Consider the following 17,899-nt stretch of genomic DNA (forward strand, 5'->3'; position numbering starts at 1 on the left):
GTCTGGCTTTTTGGTCTTAACTTATATCTTGGGACCGCCCTTCTTTATCGGAGGTTTATCTCTCTTGATTACTGCTTCTCTAATTGGTTTTTTCAGTCTATTTTGCTCAATTAACTCATTAATTCCTGTTTCGTTCCACGGAATGATCTTTCCTTCAAATTCCATCTTCAGCCCTATCCTTTTCAGATCATCGGTCTCAGGAAAGCCATTGCGCCGGTTCCAACCAACAGGATCAAGCACCTTAACATCTGGGATTTCCACAAATAGTAAATCTTTTGGAATATCTGTAATATTCTCATAATCCAAGTGGCCTAGATCGTATGTCTTTGGATTATATACAAAACAATACGAATTACTTTCTACATAATAGTAATTCTCAAGCTCATCAAACCGCATTCCCAGTGTTGAAAAATTGTCCTTTGGACGCAGAAGATCAATTCTTGCATCTGCATAAAAAGTGTGCCCAGCTAATTCGATTGTTGGTAGTTGACCATTCTTTAACCGTCTCGTCAATAACTCCTGATCGACCATAAGTTCAAAGTCTGTCAATAGATAGACCTCTTCAACGGACTTCTTATATTTTTCTGCCATACCCTCGGGATCCAATATGACAAATTGTGGTGTCGTAATCCACAATGCTTTATCTTCTGATTCATCGTAGTGCTCAAATTGATACCCCTCCTCCCCCCGGTCTTCAAGAACTTCCAGTCCATAGCGGTTATTTTGGTTAGCTTTATCCCTAAATTCAAGTTTGTCTACATCGACAATAAATTCAACCCCTTGGTCGGTGTAGATCGGCAATTCCTTTTCCATAGCGCTTACATTTTATTATTCCTAAATTAATATGTAAACTAAACTGACTGGAAATTCATATATCTATAGTAAAATAGAATATTGAAGTACTAATTTTTCCTATTTTTTCCTTTTAGAAATAGTGTATTGCATCTACTTTAGACCCCGACCAGATTTTGGTTTTCTGGTTTTTAGTTTATTATCCCTGTGCTCCTTTATCGGTTGTTTATTCACTTTTTCAGCCGTTTGGGAAGCAGTCGCCTTCAGCGATATTTCCAAAGTGCCGACCTGTTCGGCAACAAAGACACTGGTCAGTTTCACTTGCTTTAAACCAACTTTTGGATCCAGACCTTGTAATAAGTTCCAGCCTATAGGATCCATCCGTTTTAAAGAAGGAAATGAAAACAGACCGACATTCTTCGGAATTTCCTTTGTTTTAATAAAATCCAGATCTTCAATTGCCTTTGTTGAAGTATTATATGGCACAATAAAACACTCTTTTTCGGGATTAAAATACTTTTGAATATCTGAGAATAAAATTGGCTTAACTGATCTTGGATAATATGGTCTTAACATTCCTCTCTCTAATTCAACAAAATATTGTTCACCGCCGGGCCCAAAAACCAGGTCCGGAGTATTTCCCGCCATGCGTTCTTTAAACATCAATGTATTGGCCATCAGGTCAAAGTCTGTCATCTGGAGAACTTTTTGTACACTTATATGCTTCTTTTCGGCAATTTCAAGGGGAGCCATTTTTACAAATTCCGGAATTTCTACATAGTGTGTCGTTTCGTGGTTGAATGATTCTTTGGGGATGTTTTTAATCTTGGTATCATAATAAAATCCGTAACCATTTTGTATCTCCTGAAAATCCCGAAAATAAAGAATATTGTTTTCATTACCCTTCTCCAGAAGTTGGTAGCCCACAACATCAACAATAAAATCAGTTCCTAAAATCTTAATGGTCGATACTCCATCTTTTCTCTTTTTTTCATACTCCCTTCGAAGTTTCATGGACTGGCTATCCTCATGATCATTTTTTTCCAACGGTATCACTTCAGCAACATGCTGCAGCTTAACGTCGCAAAAAATATGTCCGGTATAAGCATTTCCATATTTTTCACCTGCCTTCATACAGTCCAATGAAGCAACATCTTTTACCATCACCTTTATACGATCTTCCACTTTATCCCAGCTCCCATCAGCACCGGGATTAACAGCCTTATTTTCCCGGGTATCATAATATAGAAAATAGATCCCCTCTACATCATCATAATAGCATTGACGGTAATCCCACAAAGAAATCGTTTCGCCTTCCCAACCTTTTGGGCGAAGTGAGTTCTCCTCATAAAGAACTTCATAAATCCTGCCCGCTAAATCAATGGTCGGCAACTCACCGCTGATCCTTCTGTCGTATAACTTTTTATTATAATCGACAATAATATCATAATCGGTCCTTGTCTTGAGGTCCTGCAAAGTGCAATTGTACGCTTCGACCATTCCCAAAGGATCTAACAGACCAAGACGAGGAACCTTCACAGGTATTTCCTCCTCCCCATTTTCCTTTCCCCTGCTTAAGCTTTTTCTTTTGGGATTGTAGCCAAATTCGTAGTGAGTACCGCAATCCTTCATGTCCAAAAAACTGATCTCATTTGTTTTATCGCCATATTCAACAAGACTGGTTTCTGGGTTTGCATATTTTACAAGTGCAAAACGGCTGATGTCCACCTGAAAAGGCGTTCCTTCTATTTCGAAAACGGGTAACCGTCGTTTCATTGTTTTTAAATTTGTAATTAAATCTTTGTATTACCTCCTTTCTTTTTTGTATAAACCATAAATTAACTCAATTCTCCAAGTTCAGTTTTGGTACATACTTAGTAAGTTCGCCGATCTGATTCAACATTTGAACTGTTAAATGAAATCATCAATATCAAATTTTTCATAGCCATCCTGCGGATTATAATCAGCAGCTTCATTGATTTTAATATTTCGATCAAGAAGCATCGCTATCCGCTGTGATGCATCTCCAATGGAACTCTCCAAAAGTCCATATAATTCCGTCCCCTGAACTTTTTGCATAACATCCACAACTACATTTTCCTGTTCAGACCCTAGATCACTTTGCTGAAGCAGTTTACCGACATCCATCATTTCTTCCATTGAGACGGCCTTACTAAAGCGGTCATCATAGGGTAAAGGTTCATCATCCCATTCGTCATAAATTGGACTTCCGATCCTAGAATCATCTGTTGAAACCACTGTTGGGACACTTTTAGGTTCAGCAAAAAAGTGAGTTGATTTGAGCATTTTTTTATGAATATCTATAGGTTTATTATAAACTCTTTCAGGGATCAGATTTGGTTTGCCCATAATGTCAATAATTTCCGACGTCTCATTGTTGTCGGTTTGCCGTATATTGTTATTAACGATCTTCACCTTGTCAACAGCAAGCAGAAAAATAACAATCAATAAACACACTATAATAATTATCTGTACTAAGTCATCCATAATCTTTTAAATTATCGGTTTAAAACGTTCATTGAAGTACGAAGTAATGTCCTCTCCAAATTCTCTGAAATGATATTCCAAAATATTATCTATGTAGGAATAGAGTGTCACTTTATCTTCCCTTGTCAATTGTACTACCCTAAGTAAACGTTCATGAAATTCGGAGCGGATATAAACAACCTTACCGTTTCGTCCGGATGGAAAACGGTTGATCAGAAACGTTTCTTCATAATCAACTTTCTTTGATGCGGATGCTTTTGACCGCCCGCGGGTATAGTTCTCCTTATTTTCCTCCTGTTTTAATGAACCATTTTGCCGGGCAGCTTCATCACCGCTCATAATGTTCATTAGGTAATCCTCATCAACGATCGATTTTTCAGTATCGCCGGTTCCCTTTCCTTTTGCCATATTTTCAAAATTTATAAATGAACTATCCTTAAGAATTCTGAAATAAATAGATCAAAATTTGTTACTTTCAATAATTGCGATTCAGCTGGCAATAGGCTTGATCTAAACACATAATTGACGGTATCATCAATTTCCTTTCGAAAACGCTTACTGTCTCTGATTCCTGACTTCATGATTAATAGGCCTAGCTCCTGAACTGTATCACTGTAGGTTTTATAAAGACCGGTCTTCTCTCTCCCATCAACCTGATTCCAAAATAACCATAGTGCTTGAACCTTACTATTACTCTCTGAGGGTGGAAGTTGCTTAAATGCTTTACTAAATGCCAATGTACTTTCTACAACAAGTCGGTCGGCCGTGATCGGTGAAAAGATATAATCCATCGCCTGCAATGCTGTTAGTACACCTTTGGTATTAGCTGTTCCCGGAAGATCAAAGAAAATTATGTCCGGTTGGACTGCCTGCGGGTCTATATTTTCTACCGCTGTTTCCAGAGCATTTTCTGCTTTGCATTTAATGATCGAATAAGCTTTCTTATTAATGGTCTGAAATTGTTTCATCGCGGCCTTTTTATGGTACTCACTATTCATAATAGTTCCTTTATCTCTTTCTCTCATATTACTGAGGCTATACTGCGGGAAATCACAGTCAATAACCAAAACATTGTACCCCAACCGATAATGCATTACACTTGCCAGTAATGTCGTGATCGTTGACTTCCCAACTCCCCCCTTTTGTGTATAAATACTCACTTTTAAAGGTTTCTTCATTTTTTCCATTGTTTATATATTTTGAATTGTTTTATTTTTTTGTCATATACACAGTAGTACCAAAAACCTTTTTACCAGCTTTCTTATAAACTACTCAGATATGAAATTGCCTTACAGCTTTTCTGTTTTGTATACTGCCAAACCATTTAAGCTACAGGTTGCATTACTAAATCAAAAAATTTACAGAGGGTATTTTTACAGTATTACTGCTTTTACGCTTTTACATTTTTATACTTTTACACTTTTAAAACCAAATACTTTTACCGCCTTATATTTGATTTTTCGCATGTATTACCCCAATATTTTTTGTAAAGGAATCCAGATAAAACAGGGATTGAAGCATAATGGAATAGATTAGCCTATTTTAACCAGGAATAGCCTAATAGATAATGGATTAACCACAATTACTAAACGTCTTATTGATTCCGTTCCCCAGAACGGAGCAAGTTGTGTTTTGCGTGCCTCAAAACTCGTTTTGGCACCCAAAACTACTTGCTCCTGCCGAGGGCTTATTAATCCTCCAAAGTCGGATTAACCATGTAAGTCTTTTAATGTCTTTAATGTGATTTTTATGGACAAATTAGGCGAATACAGGAACATATGAATTACATACAACAACAATATGCTACGTTTTGAAAAAAAATATGGTACAGATTCACAAAGGAGGCAGAAATCCCAAGTTAAATAAGGCGCTTCATAGGTATGTATTTCGACTCACAGACCAAGAGAATGCCCGATTTTTATCACTATTTGAAGATTCAGGCTTAGACACAAAGGCAAAATTCATTGTAGCATTACTTTTTGAAAGGCAGATTAAATCCATAAAAATTGATGCAGGAGCAATGGAATATTGCACCAAACTATCCCGACTTTTTGCCCAGTTCCGAGCTATCGGCGTCAATTACAATCAGATAGTAAAGATTCTTCATACGACTTTCGGTGATAAGAAGACAGTATTCTATATCGGTAAACTTGAAAAACAGACACTCGAATTAGCGGATCTCTGTAAGGATATATTGATCCTTAGCAAACAGTTTGAAAGTGAATACCTTTTAAATAAGGAAAAATTATGATTGCAAAAATTGGACATGGTTCAAAATTGTATGGTGCATTGTTATATAATAACGCTAAGGTTCTTCAGAATAATGCTGAAATTTTACATCTCCAGAATATGATAGAGACATCGGATGGCAATTATACTACCGGACAACTTTTAGTATCATTCCTTCCAAACTTAATGGCAAACAAAAAAACAGAAAAAACAGCAATTCATATTTCATTGAACCCCGACCCCAGCGACATTGTATCTGATGATAATTATATAAACATAGCAAATGATTATATGAAAAAAATGGGCTATGCGGAACAGCCTTATGTGGTCTTTAAGCATAATGACATTGATCGTTCCCATATACACATCGTATCGACAACAGTAAGTAAAAACGGCACAAAAATATCTGACAAATTTGAGAAAAAAAGATCAATGGACATATGCAGGGAAATTGAAAAAAAATATGGCCTTACTCCAGCCACAGAAAAAAACAATACTAATACTGCTGCTATTTTCCAACCGGTAGATCACAAAAAAGGAGATATCAAAAGTCAGATCGCTTCTGTAGTTCGCTACCTTCCTCAATATTATGGTTTCCAAACTTTAGGTACCTACAATGCATTACTATCATTATTTAATATTACAGCAGAATATGTTAAGAAAGAATACAGTAATGAAATAAAAGAAGGTCTTGTCTACTTTGCACTGGATGAAGAAGGGAACAAGATCACCAACGGCTTCAAATCTTCACTCTTTGGTAAGAAGGCGGGATTATTAGCATTAAAATCACATTTTGAAAAAAGCAAAAATTCACCTCCGGAAATCAAAGCCAGAACTATTCAGGTACTTATTCAGGTGTTAAAAATGACCAACAATGAAAATGATTTTAGAAACTACCTGATTCAACAAGGTGTAAATATGGTAATAAGAAGAAACGAGCAAGGCCGTCTTTATGGTATTACTTTTATCGATCACTATAGCCATAGCGTCTTCAATGGATCTCAATTAGGCAAACAGTTCTCTGCTAATACATTTCATGAATTGTTTTCTCAAAGCGGTCTAAAGGAATCCAGACCTGCACCCAAAATAATAGAAACAAAGAATGAAAACAACGCGTTATCTGAATCTAGATCCGAACTTCAAATACATCCATTTTTTGATTTTATGGTAACCACGGGCATGTTAACCAGTGATCTGGGACTATTGAATGTATTTCTATTTGACCCATCTGCCGAAGATCCCGAGGAACAATTATTCGAGTTCAATATGAAAAAGAAAAGAAGGAAACCAAAGCCGAGATACTAGCTTCAAATTCAAAAAAAAATGATCGTACCCAAGTGGGAAATCACTATAGTCTGTATCTTAATGATATCTGACGCCAGATATCACCTGCAAGATCCTGATCTTCTCCGTGATCAAAATGCCACTTTCCTTCTCTCTTTATTAACTGTTGAATCATTCCATCCAAAAGGAGACTGATCTCAGTAGTTTCCTTCACTACATTCTTTTTTAACAATATAATTTCAAAATCTCTTTCCTTAAAAGTGATCCGAAATTTCTGCCGGTCAAAAAGCTCGCCGGATTTAACAATTATATCTTCCATTTTCTACCGTAAACTTAACAATTCTCTCTATAATAAAGAATCAAAAAACTGTTAAAGCATTTACTCCTTATCACTACTTTTCATCATATTATCAAATAAAACAGAACAAGCTAACATAGCTTCGTATGAAATTATGTTAGTATTTAAATAAATTTTGTGGATGTGTATTAGATTCTGCGAGATTATTAGCGATTGAAGAACTTTGAGTGAGCGTATTAAAAGTTATTACATTCTCAGTATCTTCAAAATCGATTTTAAAAAAGCCATGGCGTGAAAGTTTAAGAGCTACCGCAATATTCTCACATCTCATATATCTAAAAAAAGATGCAAGTGATTTATGACCCGTAATTTTCATAAGATCAAATGGTGATATTCCTGCGAGATAACCGTTGGTTGCAAAGGTCCGTCTCGCGGTATGGCTACTAATCAAAAATGAGAGAGAATGTATGCGTTCAATTCTTCGTCCCCCCTCCGTTCGCCAAAATACAACATCTCTTTCGATCCTTGATTTTGCAACTATTTTTTTTATTGTTAAATTATAATGTGCTTCTGAAAAACCCTTTTGAATAGATTTACCGTATCTATTTATTATTATAAGAACAATGTAACACGCAGGAATAACAACGGTACTACCCTTTTTACCCGTAACAATCTCAAAGAAAGATTCGGAATCTATAATTCTTGTCCTTGCCTCTATCTGTTTCAAAAAACGAAACATATCACTTACTCTAAGCCCTAAAAAGCATTGGCAAATAAATATATCCAGTACTTTTTTTTGACCCGGAGGCAAGTGCATTCGATATAATTCTTGCAGTTCTTCAATACTCAATGTGACAGCTGTTGTTATTTCTGTTGGAAATATTGACAGTTCCCCCTTGAATTTTAATATTTTTTCTTTTTGAAAACGTCTAATAAAAAATTGAACAGTATTTAAGTTACCTGAAATCGTATTCTTCGCTAAATTTCTATCCAACAAATGTTGATGAAAATTCCTCAGCAAGCTCTCATTTATCATTTCCATACTCAGTACAGAAAAAGCATCTGCTGTGAAGTTGCTTAAATTATTGATATGAGCTCGTTTATTACGAATAGTGTGCTCGCTGTAAAAATCTCCATCTACCCTTTTGACGGTACCTGCCTCCATATCGTCAATTACTTTTTGACATTCACTTATAAAACATTGTAGCATAAATATTTCAATCTCTATTTATGGAGAGCAAATCTATTAGATCCACAACATATATGCAATGCATAGTATATGATTTTAATCATTTGATTAACAAATCATTAAAATATAAAATTGAGACAATATAGGCTAAATTATACAGATCAATACAATACCCTTATCGTTCTTCACTCCAAAGAAATATCTATGCTAAAAACATAGAATTATGCAAGAAGATGACCAACGTGCTCTCGCAAAGATAATGGCGTTTATGCGAGCAGTTAGTATTATAGTGGTACTAATGAATTTTTATTGGTTTTGCTATTCCCTATTTTACAAGCAGAACCTTACCCTGGATGTAATTGATAAGATTCTAAAAAACTTTCAGAAAACAACAGGGCTTTTCAACACTACTTTTAATAGCAAGGCATTCGCTCTTATACTTCTTGCTTTGAGCTGTCTTGGAACAAAAGGAGCAAAAAATGAGAAAATAAAGTGGCGAAATATTAATATCTGCCTCATTGTAGGATCACTTCTGTTCTTTCTCAATTTCGTGTTTTTACAACTATTTCCTATCATATATATTCTAACAAGCTCTATAGGATTCATCATGCTTATGGTAGCTGGGTTATGGATGAGCCGCCTTCTGAAAAACAAGCTTCTGGATGATCCTTTCAATAATGAAAACGAAAGCTTCATGCAGGAAACCCGTTTTATTGAAAATGAATACTCAGTAAACCTACTTACAAAATTTTATTTTCAGAGTAAGTGGAATGATGGCTATATAAATGTTGTTAATCCTTTTCGAGCTTCTATCGTACTGGGTACACCTGGATCAGGTAAATCATATGCAGTAGTCAATAACTACATAAAACAACATATCGAAAAAGGATTCTCAATGTACATATATGACTTTAAGTTTGATGATCTTTCCGTGATTGCCTACAATCATTTACTGAAGCATTTGGATAAATATGAAATCAAGCCAAAATTCTTTGTGATTAATTTTGATGAGCCGCGAAAAAGTCATCGTTGCAATCCCTTGAACAGATCATTTATGACTGATATTTCTGATGCGTATGAGGCAGCTTACACGATAATGCTGAATCTTAACCGAAGTTGGATCCAGAAACAAGGAGATTTTTTTGTCGAATCTCCCATTATCTTGTTAGCAGCGATCATTTGGTTCTTAAAAATCTATAAAAACGGAAAATATTGTACATTCCCACATGCTATAGAACTGTTGAATAAAAAATACGCTGATGTTTTTACCATTCTAACATCCTATCCCGAACTTGAAAACTATTTATCTCCGTTTATGGATGCTTGGGAAGGCGGTGCTCAAGATCAGCTTCAGGGACAGATTGCTTCTGCAAAGATTCCATTATCGCGAATGATTTCCCCACAACTTTATTGGGTGATGAGTGGAGATGACTTTTCTCTAGACATTAACAATCCTGACGATCCTAAAATACTGTGTGTAGGCAATAATCCTGACAGGCAAAATATTTATTCAGCTGCATTAGGACTTTATAATTCAAGAATTGTTAAAATGATCAATAAAAAGGGAAAGTTGAAAAGTTCCGTGATCATTGACGAATTACCAACAATATATTTTCGCGGACTTGATAATCTGATTGCAACTGCCCGGAGCAATAAGGTATCAGTTTGCTTAGGTTTTCAGGATTTTTCTCAGTTGACCAGAGATTATGGTGACAAGGAAGCTAAAGTAATCATGAATACAGTAGGAAATATCTTCTCAGGTCAGGTCGTTGGGGATACAGCGAAAAACCTCTCCGAACGCTTTGGTAAAATAGTACAAAAAAGGCATTCCATTTCTATCAATAGGAATGACACCAGTTCCTCCATTTCCACTCAGCTTGACAGCCTTATCCCAGCATCGAAAATTTCCACCTTATCGCAGGGTATGTTCGTTGGTGCTGTCGCTGATAATTTCGGAGAGAAAATAGAACAAAAGATTTTCCATGCACAGATTGTTGTTGATACCGAAAAAGTTTCCCAGGAAATGAAAAATTATAAGCCTATCCCACAGATTCGGTCTTTCTTGTCAAAAGCTGGTGAAGATATCATGGAAAAGGAAATCAGTGAGAATTATAAACAGATCAAGGAGGATACTTTAAATATTATTATAGACGAAATGAAAAGAATCGAAAATGACCCCGATTTAGCTCATTTGATTCGTCAGGAATAATTTCAAAACAACAAACTTATCGGATTGAATGTTAAAATTGTGGTTTAATTTCCTAATTACGGTTTCCCATAACCTGAATAAAGAATTTTGCTCTATCTTAGTTATGTGATCAAAGTAGAATTACCGGGCTCAAAGATTGTGGAAGCCATAATCGAAGCCGAAGAATATTACTTACAAGTGCAAGGTTTCTTTATTAAATACGATGTGGTATTTGATAAGGTGTGTATGAAGATTGAACCAAAAGAGGGGTTTGAATTTGACCCGACGGATATCTTTCATCTCGCCTGGTACGTTAAGGACCACATGCAACACAGAGACCAATAAAATTATCGTTTCGATTTACAACATTTTCCATCGCCTAAAAAGATGGAAAATGTTGCAATTTGTCCCCTTCTTGAGGTTGGTCTCCATTTTTTTAAGAGAATAAAATGGAAGAATTACATTTGCTCCTTTCCTTCTTTCTACCTTCCATCCGGCACAAAAAACAATTTGTACACGTGTCAATTATTCTATAGTACACAGAAGCTGTTCCCAAAAAATACGGGAACATTTGAAAAAAATAGCTAAGAAAACCCTCCCTACTCTAAATTTATATAACAGAAATCTCCCGTCGCTATTGGATACGATTACGTCATCTTACTGACTTTTCTGACACCTTGATTTATATAATTAATAAAATCTTTACATATTATGAAATCCAAAAAACTTTACCACGGTACAGACCATGATTTTGATAAGTTTTCGTTAGAATATCTGGGCCAAAATACAGATTGGGAAAACTGTCACAGAGGAATACATTTAACGGAAGAAATCGGTATTGCCCAACTTTTTGGAGAAAAGGTTTTACAATGCGATGTTAACCTAAGTAAAGCTCTGAATTTAGATGATGTATTCGGGTGCGCGGACCAGGCACCAGATATCGTTAACATCATATTTGAAGAAGATATTTCTTCTCCTGATGAAGCATTGGAATTTCTTGATGAAAGCATTGGGTTGGGTGAATATCTGGAATTTATGGAGGCGTTCAATTCCCTAGAGACAATAAATAGGTTTAGACAACTTGGTTATGACCATATTATATCAAGGTTCTCCCAAGGCAAAGTTGAATATTGTGTTTTTGATCCCTCCCAGATTACCATTACACACAAAAATATTATTTCTCTTTTCCCTCCGAGCTCATTTCTTACTGTTCTACCGGTAAATCCTCGCCAGATTGAAAATATTAAGCGAGCCCTTGATTCTAAAGACGAAAGCGAATTAAATTTCCTATACAAGCAACTTCACAAAAATATTGTCAGTATCCCGAACAAAATCGATGGACTGGAAATAGACAACCTCAAAAAACTGCTAATATTAGCAGGAAGAGATTATTCAAACGGATACCTTTCCTACAGCATTCACAAAGGAAGGTTATACAGGCAACTACCCGGGGAATTAGACAGAAAATCGGCGGTGTTAAAGCTATCCGCAGATAAAGTCAATAAGCAACATTTAGGAATTTCACGCTAAACTGCCAATTTCTTTTAATTAGGAGTTTTCGGATTTTTTAATGTTGTAATCTCTACGTCACATGCCTAATTTTGAAGAATTATCTTTAGTCTTTTCAGCCCGGGTATCGTCTTGATCCTGGGTTATTTCTACATTTTCTTTATCCAGGGATAGTTGAATATCTCTTTCGATTCGTGCCAGATCAGTTTTCAATAACGCAAGATCCTTTTCTTTATTCCACTCCCCACTTACTATCTCACCTAGGGTAATACTGTCCCTTTTCATTTCTAAGAGATTCGCTTCTTCGCTCTCGATTAATACCGGAATCTTCTGAAGGGCTTTGATAAAATTCATGCAGGCTCTCTCGGGGTCGTTTGCCAAAATACCATTATTATGTGTATATTTTATGCCGCCTTCACCACAAATAAAAAAACGGTTATCACGTTCAATACTATCATTTTGTTCCCTGATTTCAGTCTTTACTAAGATCCTGAAACCATACAAAGAACCGATTTCTTCATAATCACCAGCAGTGCGGGCAGTAACAGCAATCTTATTAAGCTTAGCACCTATTTCTTTTACTCCAGAATGACTAGGTAAACCATCAAGCTGTAATAGATTTAGGAAATCGCCATTCTCTGACCTTTGGAGCCTATTTTGAAGATTATTCCAATCTGTACGAAACCTTTCTAATCTGACTTCTGTACTTGTAATATTCTCCTGAACCATTTCCAGCTTGGAACTAGCGCTCCATTTTGACCGTAAAAAAGCATGTTTCTCATTTTCCATGGCAGCAATCTTTTTTTCTACTTTTGCCTTTTCAAGCAGATCTGTATTACCTGAAAGTAAAGCAACATACTCCGAAAAATTCATTCCGGAAACCTCGTCCATTCCGCCTTCATCAATAGTACGTACTCTAAGGCTATTACTCTTTAACTGACCAACAAATCGCTGTTTGTTCGCAAGTGTATTAAATTTATAGGCATCCAGCGATTTTTCAACAGCATATATAAACACATCTACCTTATTATCAGCAAAGAATTTAGCGATTTCATTTCCCTTACGTACAGCCCGGCCATTGCGCTGTTCAAGATCAGAAGGGCGCCATGGAATATCCAGATGATGCACAGCAACAGCTCTTTTTTGTGCATTCACTCCGGTACCGAGCATATCTGTAGAACCGAAAAGAATTCTTATCCTCCCTTCATTGGCAGCCCTTATCAATTCATTGCGTTGGTCCTCCGTTTTAGCTTCCTGTATAAATCGGATCTGATCGGCAGGAATATCATGATCCTGCATCAGTTTTCGTTTTATCTCAGAATAAACATTCCATTCACCCGGCTTGTAGGTTCCCAAGTCTGAAAAAACGAACTGCGTTCCTTTCTGTGCATTATACTTTTTATAATACTTAGCAATGTTTGCCGCACATACTGATGCTTTATTACCCGGATCATCTGAATAGCGAGGTGAAATCAACCTCATATCCAGCGACATCTTTCTCGCATAATCTGTCGCGATCAACATTTTTGCTTTCTGTTCTGTCGGACTTAATGGTGGTCTTCCCAGTAGTTCCGCATTTCCGGTTTTTGCGAATTCCATTAACTTTTGGATGAAAATCTCCTGATCCGGTGTTGGCGGGATATTATACAGGATCTCATTTTTTACCGGACGGTCAATACCAATATCTTCGGCAGTACGGTAATCTGTAATTTCGGCATAGAATTGAGCCAGTTCGGGTACTTTGATGAAATGGCGGAATCTTTCCTTTTGTACGATGTTATTAGCAACTGAAAATTCATAATCAATGGACTTTCGTGCAAATATCGCTGCCCAGGCATCGAAGCAATTAATCCCCTGACGTTCCAATGCCTTTGGACGTAGATATTTAAATAGACAGTATAACTCGGTCAATGAATTGGAAATAGTCGTTCCTGAAAGAAATGTGGCCCCCAGATCTTTACCACTTCTTTCCTGAATAGTCCGTATGGCAAAAAGAAGATTAAGAGCTTTTTGACTCCCTTGCGCATTGCCAAGGCCTGCAACGCGCTCGTGACGCGTATTGAACATCAGGTTCTTAAATTTATGACTTTCGTCCACAAAAAGATGATCGATCCCCATCATTTTAAAATCTACAACATCATCTTTTCGGGTTTCAATATCATGCTCTAAGGTTTTTAATTTAACATTCAGGTTTTTCTTACGGATTTCTACGCCTTTAAGCATAGCACCTGAAATATCTTTACCCTGACTCCTTAAGACCGAAAGATTTTGCTCCACTCCGTCCAGTTCAGCCTGTAGAATATCCTGTTGAAGTTCTGAAGACTGTGGTATCATACCGAACTGATCGTGTGTCAGAATAATACAATCCCAGTCATTGTTCTTGATATCGCCAAAAATCTTAAGTCGCTTTTGTGGGGTAAAGTCCTTCTTTCCGGGATAAAGTATTTTTGCATGCGGATAAGCTTGCCGATAGGTCTTGGCAATATCATGCACGTTTGCCTTTAATGCAATAATCATCGGTTTATGCACAAGCCCTAACCTTTTCATCTCCTGAGCCCCCGCACACATAATCAGTGTTTTGCCCGCTCCCACTTCATGGTCACAGATTCCTCCGCCATTGGATTTTATCATCCAGATAGCATCTTTCTGACTATCATACAGGTCTTCAATGTTCACAGCCCTCCGATCCAGTCCGGGAAAGGTCTGATGGCTACCATCATATTGCGGTCGTACATAACAGTTAAATAATTCATTGTACCGTTCCGTCAGTTCATTTTTGAACAGGTCGTCCTGCTGATAGAGCCATTCTGTGAATTCGTGGCGGATTTCGTCTATCTTCGTATTGGCAACCTGAATAGTCTCCATATCCCGCACCTTCACAGCTGAACCATCCGCCAAATATTCTGTTTTTGTAATATCTGGGGTAGTATTAACAAGTGCATGGCGAAATAAATTCAAACCGTCAAAACTGCGGCTTTCGGATTTGACCGCATACTTTTCTGTGATCTTGATATTGGTGGATTTTGCACTGACCGAATAGTCATCACTACTTTCAGAATAATGGACACTAACTGCTGTGTCGAAAAGATGGGTAGCAAAGCGGTTATAGATATCGGTTCCAATCCAGCGTTCTCCCAGATTAAAGTCAAGGGCCTCAAACTTAATAGGCTCAGGTCGTACCTTTTCAAGCGCTTCAAGACTTACCAGAGCTTCCTGATCATTAGGATTATCAACAATGCAAGCTTTTACCTGTTTTGCTTTTTCAACGACATCACCTGAAAGAAATTTTTGAGAGACTTCCAGCGCACCACTTATCGGATTATAGAAAATACTTCCCAGTAGGCTTTCTCTTAATGCATCGGAAGACAGACCACTGATCTTCTCCATATACCTCATATCAACATTACCGGTGCGGTTCAGGGAAGCAGACAGGGCCTCCTGTGGAGATACCTCAGAGATTTCCATTCTTGCAAAACTTACCGGATGGTCAAAAATATCCGACTTATGAATCACACTTCCTACAACCCGTTCAAGCGAAGGAATTTCATTGCCCGAGGGATCCATTTTTATAAGCTAAATATTTTCAGCAGCATTTAGATGACCATATCTTCTGACAAAATCATCGTAGAACTTATTCAGGTCTCCACGATTGGTACTATCCTCTTCCTGATTTTTAGTTTCGTAATTGTACAGGTCATTATAACAGTCCCTTATTTTTATATAGGCTTCAATTCGTTTTTGCTGGATCTCGCGAAGTCCAATTGGTTTAAAACTATAACTTCCATCGCGTGTATTACGTCTGATCCTCCCAATAAGCCCCCTATAACTCACCAGGGTATTCTCTCGATAATAGCTTTTAACCTCAGCATCAAAAACCTGCGGTTCCAAACTGAACTGTTCCTCATTATCCTGAAATAAGGAAAGCATGGAACCTGCTTTAACTTGTCTGTTCCCGTCACCTTGTTTCTTACCGACCTTTGAAGGTTTTACTTCTATGGAAATATCCTGTTTTAGCTCCTGATCGCTCGAACTATCGCTGAAAAGTGACAGCTGTTTTGCCTCAGTGGGCTTTTTTGGAGTATAACTTCGCTTTTTCTTTTTTGTAGGCGGCTTTAATGCCTGAACAACCTCCTCTTTAGAAAAAAGATTGAGCTGAACTGCATTGGATATGATCGTTTCAGGTGAGTTTCTGTTTGCTAATTTATCGTTTGCTGTAGCGGTTGTTTTTTTCTCCGGACCTATGGCATCTGGTAGTTTGGCTGTTTGAAATTGTCTGTATAAATCAGGATTAAAATAGTTTGTAAAATCAGCTTCAAGTTTTTTCACAAGATCTTCACCTATACCAGCCAGTCCGCCTTCATGTAAATATACTGTACCGGGTTTACCGTATTGATCCCTACCCACGATAGACTTGGTATGGATGATATGATGTGGATTATTAAAAAGTAAATTGCAGTTTTCTCCGCCCGGCTTGATTTCGCTCTTTATGAAGTCTCTGGCCCTTTGGGACAATTCCCTGTTTTCAGTTCTTTTCTGTAGAATAAGGAGATCCGTTCCAACTGATGTGCCAGCCTCGTCAAATAGATTATTTGGCAATCTTACGACAGAAACCAGATGATGCTCTTTCATCAGTGCCTCCCGGATCGGTTGATTGGACGGACTGTCCATTACCCCCTGTGAGGTGATGAATGCTAAGATGCCCCCTTCCCGCAGTTTATCTGTTGACTTTAAAAAAAAATAATTGTGAATCGCGGAAGTAGAGGCTTTTCGGACTGGATCCTTTCCTTTTGAATAAGAAAGATCAAATACCAAAGTTTTTCCAAATGGAATATTTCCCAGGATCACATCGTACTTACCGTCTTCCTGTATACCGATATTCTCAAAACCTTCAACCCGTACATCTGATGATGGATACAGTAGCTTAAGTATCATGCCCGTTAACGGGTCCTGCTCGTAAGCTGTTACTTTGACATCACGTTGATCAGCAAATGGCGCTATGAATGCTCCTACTCCGGCCGATGGTTCCAATAATGTATGAACCTCCACTTTATTTTTAACAATAACCTTTGAAATTGCGTCTGTGATAGCTATTGGAGTATAAAAGGCATCCAGAATTGATGCCTTTACACCATCAATATATTGCTTATATACCCTGTCATCCTCACTATTCTCCAATATCAGATCGTAGAGTGTCTTGGTTAATTCAAAAAGTGGTCGGTCCGCCGCACTCCACTTCTCAATATCATCAGCAGACTCTAATGGGTTAAGGATAAATTTAAGACCTCCAAACCCAGCATACAATGACATCTGCTTTCGCTCCTCCAAATTTACCTCTCTTTTTTCCTTGAGCAACTGAAAAGCTATCCGTAAGGCATCAATATTCTGTTGCAGATGCTGCCTTCTAGCGAATGCCATTGTTCTCGATCCAGATGGCAATGAACCCTGTCAGCTCGGTATACAGAAAGTCGTACTCGGTCGTATAGGCAAAATCATCTACCAGATCATACTTCGCAAAAACCTCCTGACATTCGGGCAATATCTTCAGTGCAAAATCCCTGTGTTCAAATTCAAAGAACAGATCTGCGAACTCATAGGTCAGAACATCAAAAAGGCTGTCGAATTTTGAAAAATGTAATCCTTCAAACAAAATGCTGTTTGCGATTTCCTCACATTCGGGAATGGGATTGCCAGACCTGAAGGCACCTTCGTAAGCATTCGCGGCCCATCTTGCGCGCTGCTCAATAAATTTCGTATCGTTGCTCCGATCCGGAAAGCTTGAATCAATATGCTCTCTGAGCTTTAATTGGAAATAGGAAAAATCCTTTTGTTCTTTTTTCATGTGGCTATTTTTTGTTTTGATAAACCTAGCCACTGTAGCATCTGTAATGGTTTTTAGGGAATA

At 37.4% G+C, this 17,899-nt stretch carries 12 protein-coding genes and 1 pseudogene; 4 read left to right on the forward strand and 9 right to left on the reverse strand.

The window, feature by feature from the left end:
* Window positions 1-21 precede the first annotated feature (21 nt).
* The 5 genes from DRF65_RS14010 to DRF65_RS14030 all read right to left on the reverse strand — a co-directional run bounded on the left by DRF65_RS14010 (window position 22) and on the right by DRF65_RS14030 (window position 4,487).
* Window positions 22-813 (reverse strand): hypothetical protein, encoded by a 792-nt coding sequence (locus DRF65_RS14010; protein WP_115971381.1) that lies wholly within the window; start codon window positions 811-813, stop codon window positions 22-24.
* Window positions 814-945: 132 nt separating this feature from the next.
* Window positions 946-2,568 carry a hypothetical protein gene (locus tag DRF65_RS14015; protein WP_115971382.1) on the reverse strand — a complete coding sequence of 541 codons (1,623 nt, stop codon included), beginning with the start codon at window positions 2,566-2,568 and terminating at the stop codon, window positions 946-948.
* A gap of 135 nt (window positions 2,569-2,703) precedes the next feature.
* Entirely contained in the window at window positions 2,704-3,300 is a 597-nt protein-coding gene (locus tag DRF65_RS14020) for a hypothetical protein (RefSeq protein WP_115971383.1), read from the reverse strand.
* Between the two features lie 6 nt (window positions 3,301-3,306).
* Window positions 3,307-3,708 carry a DUF3408 domain-containing protein gene (locus tag DRF65_RS14025; protein WP_115971384.1) on the reverse strand — a complete coding sequence of 134 codons (402 nt, stop codon included), beginning with the start codon at window positions 3,706-3,708 and terminating at the stop codon, window positions 3,307-3,309.
* Between the two features lie 11 nt (window positions 3,709-3,719).
* The gene (locus DRF65_RS14030) at window positions 3,720-4,487 is read right to left on the reverse strand and encodes a ParA family protein (protein WP_115971385.1); all 768 of its coding nucleotides are present in this window, start codon (window positions 4,485-4,487) and stop codon (window positions 3,720-3,722) included.
* A 635-nt stretch (window positions 4,488-5,122) separates the two neighbouring features.
* Here DRF65_RS14030 and mobA point away from each other — a divergent pair.
* Together mobA and mobB are read left to right on the forward strand one after the other, a co-directional pair.
* Entirely contained in the window at window positions 5,123-5,551 is a 429-nt protein-coding gene (gene mobA, locus DRF65_RS14040) for a conjugal transfer protein MobA (protein WP_115971387.1), read from the forward strand.
* Window positions 5,548-6,834, forward strand: coding sequence for a conjugal transfer protein MobB (gene mobB, locus DRF65_RS14045; protein ID WP_115971388.1), 1,287 nt, complete (start codon window positions 5,548-5,550; stop codon window positions 6,832-6,834). The genes mobA and mobB overlap by 4 nt, the downstream gene beginning before the upstream one ends.
* Window positions 6,835-6,877: 43 nt before the next feature.
* Here the strand turns inward: mobB and DRF65_RS14050 are convergent, their stop codons facing one another.
* A complete protein-coding gene (locus DRF65_RS14050; RefSeq protein ID WP_115971389.1) occupies window positions 6,878-7,132 on the reverse strand; it encodes a hypothetical protein in 255 nt (84 codons plus the stop codon).
* 136 nt (window positions 7,133-7,268) lie between these two features.
* Entirely contained in the window at window positions 7,269-8,276 is a 1,008-nt protein-coding gene (locus DRF65_RS14055; protein WP_123947353.1) for a phage integrase SAM-like domain-containing protein, read from the reverse strand.
* 244 nt (window positions 8,277-8,520) lie between these two features.
* On the opposite strand from DRF65_RS14055, the gene mobC reads away from it, so the two are divergent.
* Together mobC and DRF65_RS14070 are read left to right on the forward strand one after the other, a co-directional pair.
* The gene (gene mobC / locus DRF65_RS14060) at window positions 8,521-10,509 is read left to right on the forward strand and encodes a conjugal transfer protein MobC (RefSeq protein WP_115971391.1); all 1,989 of its coding nucleotides are present in this window, start codon (window positions 8,521-8,523) and stop codon (window positions 10,507-10,509) included.
* Window positions 10,510-11,199: 690 nt separating this feature from the next.
* Window positions 11,200-12,018: an ADP-ribosyltransferase-containing protein gene (locus tag DRF65_RS14070; protein ID WP_115971393.1), complete on the forward strand. Its 819-nt coding sequence runs from the start codon at window positions 11,200-11,202 to the stop codon at window positions 12,016-12,018.
* Window positions 12,019-12,075: 57 nt separating this feature from the next.
* Here the strand turns inward: DRF65_RS14070 and DRF65_RS14075 are convergent.
* Window positions 12,076-17,412: pseudogene (locus DRF65_RS14075) on the reverse strand (N-6 DNA methylase).
* On the reverse strand, window positions 17,399-17,869 hold the full coding sequence (locus DRF65_RS14080) for a DUF1896 domain-containing protein (protein ID WP_228438699.1): 471 nt from the start codon (window positions 17,867-17,869) through the stop codon (window positions 17,399-17,401). The pseudogene DRF65_RS14075 and the gene DRF65_RS14080 overlap by 14 nt, the downstream one beginning before the upstream one ends.
* Window positions 17,870-17,899: the final 30 nt, after the last annotated feature.

This window comes from Chryseobacterium pennae, assembly GCF_003385515.1.
Taxonomy (GTDB): Bacteria; Bacteroidota; Bacteroidia; order Flavobacteriales; family Weeksellaceae; genus Chryseobacterium; species Chryseobacterium pennae.

What these genes read in the sequence shown, in the direction of transcription:
- DRF65_RS14010 (WP_115971381.1), bottom strand. Translation starts at nt 813, where the DNA reads ATGGAAAAGGAATTGCCGATCTACACCGACCAAGGGGTTGAATTTATT.
- DRF65_RS14015 (WP_115971382.1), bottom strand. Translation starts at nt 2,568, where the DNA reads ATGAAACGACGGTTACCCGTTTTCGAAATAGAAGGAACGCCTTTTCAG.
- DRF65_RS14020 (WP_115971383.1), bottom strand. Translation starts at nt 3,300, where the DNA reads ATGGATGACTTAGTACAGATAATTATTATAGTGTGTTTATTGATTGTT.
- DRF65_RS14025 (WP_115971384.1), bottom strand. Translation starts at nt 3,708, where the DNA reads ATGGCAAAAGGAAAGGGAACCGGCGATACTGAAAAATCGATCGTTGAT.
- DRF65_RS14030 (WP_115971385.1), bottom strand. Translation starts at nt 4,487, where the DNA reads ATGGAAAAAATGAAGAAACCTTTAAAAGTGAGTATTTATACACAAAAG.
- mobA (WP_115971387.1), top strand. Translation starts at nt 5,123, where the DNA reads ATGGTACAGATTCACAAAGGAGGCAGAAATCCCAAGTTAAATAAGGCG.
- mobB (WP_115971388.1), top strand. Translation starts at nt 5,548, where the DNA reads ATGATTGCAAAAATTGGACATGGTTCAAAATTGTATGGTGCATTGTTA.
- DRF65_RS14050 (WP_115971389.1), bottom strand. Translation starts at nt 7,132, where the DNA reads ATGGAAGATATAATTGTTAAATCCGGCGAGCTTTTTGACCGGCAGAAA.
- DRF65_RS14055 (WP_123947353.1), bottom strand. Translation starts at nt 8,276, where the DNA reads ATGGAGGCAGGTACCGTCAAAAGGGTAGATGGAGATTTTTACAGCGAG.
- DRF65_RS14070 (WP_115971393.1), top strand. Translation starts at nt 11,200, where the DNA reads ATGAAATCCAAAAAACTTTACCACGGTACAGACCATGATTTTGATAAG.